4 protein-coding genes are annotated in these 5,748 nt (G+C 65.7%); all 4 read left to right on the forward strand.

The features are described 5' to 3' along the window. Positions 1-1,205 (forward strand): ABC transporter permease (locus ELR45_RS14975; protein ID WP_205856630.1); only part of this gene is annotated, 1,205 nt, incomplete at its 5' end. 6 nt (positions 1,206-1,211) lie between these two features. Continuing rightward, on the forward strand, positions 1,212-2,150 hold the full coding sequence (locus ELR45_RS14980) for an ABC transporter permease (protein ID WP_129667139.1): 939 nt from the start codon (positions 1,212-1,214) through the stop codon (positions 2,148-2,150). Next, a complete protein-coding gene (locus ELR45_RS14985) occupies positions 2,150-3,925 on the forward strand; it encodes an ABC transporter ATP-binding protein (RefSeq protein WP_129667140.1) in 1,776 nt (591 codons plus the stop codon). Before ELR45_RS14980 ends, ELR45_RS14985 begins: the two co-directional genes overlap by 1 nt. Before the next feature lie 168 nt (positions 3,926-4,093). Continuing rightward, a partial coding sequence (locus ELR45_RS14990; protein WP_165367789.1) for a BCCT family transporter occupies positions 4,094-5,748 on the forward strand: 1,655 nt, incomplete at its 3' end.

Genomic DNA, 5,748 nt, shown 5'->3' on the forward strand with positions numbered 1-5,748 from the left:
GCCTGGTGATCGGTGCCACCGTCCTGGCGATCATCGTCGGGGTGGCCGTCGGCATCATCAGCGCCGTCCGGAAGTATTCGGGCTTCGACTACGTCATCACGTTCGGCGCTTTCATCTTCTTCTCCCTGCCGGTCTTCTGGGCCGCCGTGTTGCTCAAGGAATACGGAGCCATCCGGTTCAACGACTGGATCGCGGATCCCGGGATGAGCGCGACGCAGATGATCGTCATAGCCGCCGTCGTGGGCTTGCTCCTGCAATTTGCGCTAGGCGGCACGCCTCAACGGCGCCTGATCACGGCGGGTGCGACGTTCGCCGTGGCGGTCGCCGCTCTCGCCTACTTCGATGCCGAGAACTGGTATCGCGACCCGTCCATGGGGCTGGGCATGGTGGTCTTGGTCTCGGCCGCTGCCGGCGTTCTGGTCACGTCCCTGGTGACCGGGTTCAGCGAGCGCCGCGTCCTGTACGCCGCGCTGACGACGGTGGGTGCCGGAGCGATCATCACATTGTCACTTGACGGCGTCCTCGACGACCCGAGCTATCTCCTCCTGGTGGGTCTGTTCGTGCTGACCATCCTGGTCAGCGTTGGAATCGGGCTGGCATGGGGCGGCTACATGCGGCGGCAGGCGGTGCTCGTCTCTTGGATCACCGGCGCATTCATGAGCGTGATGGTGGTGCTGGACCACGCGGTGTCGCACTGGGAGACGCTGCTCGACCTCAAGCCGCGCCCGGTCTTGACCATCGGGTCCGAATCGCCGAACTTCGAGGGCGACTTCTGGGAGTCCTTCCTGGACACCGGCACGCAGCTGCTGTTGCCGACGGTGCTGCTGACACTGATCTCGGTGGCCAGCTACAGCCGTTACACTCGCTCGTCCATGCTGGAGGTGCTGGAACAGGACTACGTCCGCACCGCGCGCGCCAAGGGCGTGTCCGAGCGTGCGGTGATCACCAAGCACGCGTTCCGCAACGCGCTCATCCCGCTGACGACGATCGTCGCCTTCGACTTCGCCAGCCTCATCTCCGGTGCCGTCGTCACCGAGCAGGTCTTCGGATGGCGGGGCATGGGACAGATGTTCATCAGCGGCCTCCGGGCCGTCGATCCGATGCCCGTGATGTCTTTCGTGTTGGTGACAGGGACCGCAGCGGTGCTGATGAATCTTGCGGCGGACATCATGTACGGCTACCTCGACCCGCGGATTAGGCGGTGATGGACGATGAGTGAGATCAACCAGATGCCTGACGCGGGTCTCATTGAGGACCGTTCGTACAGCCAAGGTCAGCTGATCCGGCGGCGGTTCTTCCGGCACCGGGCGGCTATCACGGCACTGATCATCTTCGCCGGTGTCGCGTTGCTCGCCTACACCTCGATCGGGTTCGGCCCCGTCCCAGGTTGGTGGGACAAGAACTACACCGCGACCTACCCGAAGATCGGCAACGGAGAGCCGACGCTCTCACTCACGACGTTCTCCATCGGTGAGCACCCGTTCGGCCAGGACACCATCGGCAAGGACTACTTCGCCCTGGTGATGCGCGGCATCCAGAGGTCGCTGATGATCGCCTTCGGCATCGGCCTGATCAGCACGTTCATCGGTACTTTGGTGGGAGTGCTGGCCGGTTACTACCGGGGCTGGATCGAGTCGGTGCTGATGCGGTTGACCGACTTCGTCATCGTGGTGCCGACTCTGGTGTTCGCCGCCGTGCTCGGCCAGATGGTCGGAGGCGTCCTTGGTTTGACCGTCGTACTTCCGCTTGTCTTGTGGACCGGGCTGGCACGGCTCGTCCGGGGTGAGGTTCTGTCGCTCAGAGAACGTGAATACGTCATGGCGGCCAGGGCAGCGGGCGCGAGCGACCTGCGGATCATCTTCCGGCATATCCTCCCAGGAACGGTCGGAGTCATCGTCGTGGCGATCACGCTGGCGATCGGAGCCGCTATCCTGCTCGAGTCGACGCTCAGCTTCCTGGGCTTCGGTGTGCCTCCAACTGATACATCCCTGGGGCTGCTGATCTCGGAGTACCAGAACGCCTTCACCACCAGGTCTTGGCTGTTCTGGTTCCCCGGCCTGGCCATCCTGACGATCGTGCTGTCGGTGAACTTCATCGGCGACGGGCTGCGGGACGCGTTCGACCCGCGGCAGACAAGGAGCAAGGACTGATGACGACGACGCCCAGTGGTCCCATCCCGTCCGGCCTCGGTGAGCCGGAACCGGCGGTGCTGTCGTTCGAGGACCTCGAGGTGCAGTTCGCCACCGACCTCGGCGAGATCAGAGCAGTGAACGGCATCTCGCTGGAGGTGCGGCCGGGCGAGGTGCTGGCCGTGGTCGGCGAGTCCGGCTCCGGCAAATCGGTCACCTCGATGACGGCGCTCGGGCTGCTGCCGAAGAACGCCCGGATCGGCGGCGTCGTGCGGGTGACTGAGAAGGAAGTACGCAAGCTCGACGCCCGCCGGTTACGGCAGATGCGCGGCAAAGACGTGGCCATGGTGTTCCAGGAGCCGCAGACCGCGCTCAACCCGGTGCTCACCATCGGCGACCAGCTCACCGAAGCACTTCAGCTGCACGGCGTCGCGTTCGGGAACGCTGCCAAGGAACGCGCTGCCGGCCTGCTGGCCGCGGTGGGCATCGCGGAGCCGGCGCGGCGGCTGAAGCAGTACCCGCATGAGCTCTCCGGCGGCCAGCGCCAGCGTGTGGTGATCGCCATGGCGCTGTCCTGCGACCCCAAGGTGATCATCGCCGACGAGCCGACCACCGCGCTGGACGTGACCGTCCAGGCCGACATCCTCGACCTGCTGCGCTCGGTGAAGGAGAAGCTGAACACGGGCATCCTGCTGATCACGCACAACATGGGCGTGGTCGCGGACATGGCCGACCGGGTCGCGGTGATGCTCCAAGGCGACGTGGTGGAGGTCGGCAGCGCCGAGCAGGTGCTGGTGTATCCGCAGCACGAGTACACGCGCAGGCTGCTGGACGCGGTGCCCCGGCTGGGCGTTGGGCGGTCCCAGCTGGGGGTTTCGACGGAGGCTCCGCCGATCATCACCGACGAGGTCCCCGCGCTCGAGGTGAAGAATGCCGTCGTCGAGTATCACCAGCTCGGTAAGCCGTCGTTCCGGGCGGCGGAGGACATCTCCTTCACCGTGCACCAGGGCGAGATCGTGGGCCTGGTCGGCGAATCCGGCTCGGGCAAGTCCACGATGGCCAAATGCGCGCTGGGCATTCTGCCGCCCACCAGTGGGTCCGTGGCCGTGTATGGGCAGGACTTCAAGAAGCTGAAGCGGAAAGAACGCAAAGCCCTGCACAAACGCATCGGTGTGGTCTTCCAGGACCCGGCCGCCTCGCTCAACCCGCGGCTTCCGGTCGGCGACATCATCGCTGAGCCGATGACCATCCACAAGGTGGGCAGCAAGGAGGAACGGCTGCGCAGAGTCTACGAACTGCTCGAAGCGGTGGAGCTCCCACGGAACGCGCACAACCGGTTCCCGCATGAGCTCTCCGGTGGTCAGCGCCAGCGTGTGAGCATCGCCCGGGCGCTGTCGTTGAACCCGGAGCTGCTGGTCGCCGACGAGCCGACCTCGGCCTTGGACGTGTCGGTGCAGGCCAGCGTCTTGAAGATGTTCATGACACTGCAGGCGGAGTATCGCTTCGCATGCCTGTTCGTCAGCCACGACCTTGCCGTCATCGACATGCTCGCGCACCACGTCGTCGTCATGGAGAACGGCCGTGTGGTCGAGCAAGGGCTGCGGGAACAGGTGTTGCACGAGCCCCGCGAGCAGTACACCAAACGCTTGCTGGCCGCCGCTCCCGTTCCGGACCCGGACGACCAGCGCCGACGTCGCGAGGAGCGGCACGCGCTGCTGGCGGCGTTCGGAGATAAGGTCGTCGAGATCGGCGACGTGCCCCACGTACCCGACCTCCCCGAGACGCCCGAGCAATGAGCTGAGGCGAGCGCGCACCGGGAGGTCCGGGCGGCCAGAGCCTTCCAGAGCCTCCCAGAGCACCGGAGCCGTCCTTGACGAGGAAGGATGTGAGTCTCGGGGCCAGTTAACACGTCCTCGAGTGGGGTATCTCCGTTAGGCGTACGCGTCGCATACGGAGGCGAGTTCATGAGCGGCCCGTCGCAGACCAGAACGCCACGCCACCTGTCGAGTTACCTGCCCCGCCAAGGACCGGGCGGCGTCTCGGTATGGGTCTTCTATCCGTCATTGATCATCATCGTCGCCGTCTGCATGCTGACGATGTCGTTACCGGACCGGGCCGGGGAGATCCTGACCACCGCCCAGGAGAACATCGTCGGCACCTTCGGCTGGTACTACGTGCTCCTGGTGGTCCTCTTCATGGTCTTCTCGATCTGGATGGGGGTCAGCCGGTTCGGCGACATCACGCTCGGCAAGGACGACGAGCCGCCGGAGTTCAGCATGGGCGCCTGGTTCGCCATGCTCTTCGCGGCCGGCATGGGCATCGGACTCGTCTTCTTCGGCGCGGCTGAGCCGTTGATGCACTACGACTCGCCGAGACCCGGGGAGAGCGCCGGAGCCGCGGACGACGGCGAGGGGTTCGGCGCGGAAGGGATCGGGTCTTCAGGTTCCGATCTCGCCCAGTACGCCATGTCGCAGACGTTCGTTCACTGGGGCATCCATGCATGGGGCATCTACGTCGTGGTCGGCCTGTCGCTGGCGTATGCGATCCACCGCAAGGGACGCCCGGTCTCCATCCGGTGGGCGCTGGAGCCGCTGCTGGGCGCGGAGCGGGTCAGGGGCTGGCTCGGAGACGTGATCGACGTCGCCGCCATCATCGGCACCCTGTTCGGAGTGGCCACGTCGCTCGGACTCGGTGTCGAGCAGATCGGAGCCGGGCTGACCTCGCTCGACGTCATCGACGAGGCGGACACCTCAGTGTCGGTGCTGTTGATCGCGATCATCACGTCGGTCGCGGTGGTGTCGGTGGTCTCCGGTGTCGGCAAGGGCATCAAGTGGCTGTCCAACATCAACCTCAGCTTGGCGGGACTCTTCCTGATCGCGCTGCTGTTCCTCGGACCCACCTTGTTCTTCCTGCGCGAGCTCGTCCAGTCGATGGGCGCCTACATCGAGAACTTCGTCCCGCTGACCTTCGACACCAGTGCCTACACCGGGGAGTCCGGGGAAGCCTGGCAGGGGGCGTGGACGACGTTCTACTGGGGTTGGTGGATCTCCTGGGCGCCGTTCGTCGGGGTCTTCATCGCGCGTATCTCCAAGGGTCGCACCATCCGGGAGTTCGTCGCGGGCGTGCTGATCGTGCCGACGCTTGTGACGTTCGTGTGGTTCTCCGTCTTGGGTGGCAGCTCTCTGCACCGCCACCTCTACGGTGAGGGCGGCCTGGTAGACCGTGGGTCGGATGACCCGTTCGAGCGGGTGATCCCGGAGAACGCGCTGTTCGAGCTTCTCTCGGACATGCGGTTCGGTACGATCCTGACCGGTGTGGCGATCATTCTGGTGGCGGTGTTCTTCGTGACCTCGTCGGACTCCGGTTCCCTGGTGGTGGACATGCTGGCGTCCGGCGGCGAGCAGGAGCCGCCCACGTGGAGCCGGGTGATGTTCGCCGTGCTGGAAGGGGCCGTCGCCGCCGGACTGCTGCTGGCCGGAGGGCTCGAGGCGTTGCGGACCGGGGCGATCATGACCGCGTTGCCGTTCAGCGTCGTGATGGTGGCCATGATGGTGGCGACGTACCGCTCGCTGCGCGCGGAACACAGTGTGCGGCGCGCGGCCGAGCGCCGGGAGAGCCA

Origin of the sequence: Phytoactinopolyspora endophytica (assembly GCF_004138495.1) — a bacterium.
GTDB lineage: Bacteria > Actinomycetota > Actinomycetes > Jiangellales > Jiangellaceae > Phytoactinopolyspora > Phytoactinopolyspora endophytica.